General features: G+C 56.8%; 2 protein-coding genes. One reads left to right on the top strand and one right to left on the bottom strand.

Translation table 11 applies throughout. The features are described from left to right. Window positions 1-238, bottom strand: a 238-nt coding sequence (locus BZK31_RS28225) for a YXWGXW repeat-containing protein (protein ID WP_083186449.1), incomplete at its 3' end; no start/stop codon positions are given. A 407-nt stretch (window positions 239-645) separates the two neighbouring features. Between BZK31_RS28225 and BZK31_RS28220 the strand changes: the two genes are divergently transcribed. Continuing rightward, window positions 646-797: type VI secretion system tube protein Hcp (locus BZK31_RS28220; protein WP_167378131.1), on the top strand; the 152-nt coding region annotated here is incomplete at its 3' end.

Below are 797 nucleotides of genomic sequence, written 5' to 3'. Positions count from 1 at the left end.
CCCAATGGCCGTGAACCGGCACGTAACGCCCGCCACTCCAGTGCCAGTAGCCCCGTGACCACACGTAGCCCGGACGCGGCGCAGGTTCGACCTCGATCACTCGTTCGGGCGGTGGTTGTGGTGCGATTACCTCCACGTATTCATGCGGCGGCGGTCGCCGCTCATGGACAATCCGCTCCTCGACACAGCCGGATGCGACCAACAGCGTCGCAACTAATACCCCGTAACGTAAGAACATGTTACCTCCTCGGAATCATCCGCAGGTGGAATGCAGCCATGGGCGAGGCCCGGCCGCTCGAATGTCAGTGCGCGAGGATATTTGTAACAGTTTGAATCTGTACTTCGCCTGAACCTGCTGTAGGGCAAGATGGCTAAAAAAGCGCAGAGACGTGGCCTGTGTCCTACGACTTTCACTCCAAACGCCTATGTATGTGCTGATGCGAGAAGCGTTTTACGGTGTGACTTGGCGTAATCCCATCTTCCAGTGACGGCGTTTAACGCCGTTGAGGGGGGGCTTTCGATGGTGAGCAATCCCTTCTGACCCGATGCCTGAAACCGTGAGGTACCTCCCGATTGGCCTCTGTTCATCACTAATACATGTCCATTAGGCTTGCCCCCTTCACTAATCCAAGGCAGGGAGCCTCTATGTCATTTGATGCATTCATGAAGGTGGATGGAGTCGAGGGTGAGTCGTTGGACGCTGACCATAAAGGATGGGTCGAGCTATTGTCCTACCATTACGACGCGACTCAGTCGATCAGCCAGACGGCGAGTTCGAGTGGTGGCGCGTCGGCGGG

The organism is Pseudomonas floridensis (assembly GCF_002087235.1).
GTDB lineage: Bacteria > Pseudomonadota > Gammaproteobacteria > Pseudomonadales > Pseudomonadaceae > Aquipseudomonas > Aquipseudomonas floridensis.
Note: the sequence above shows the minus strand (reverse complement) of the source record. Positions and strands in the feature narration are given on the sequence as shown.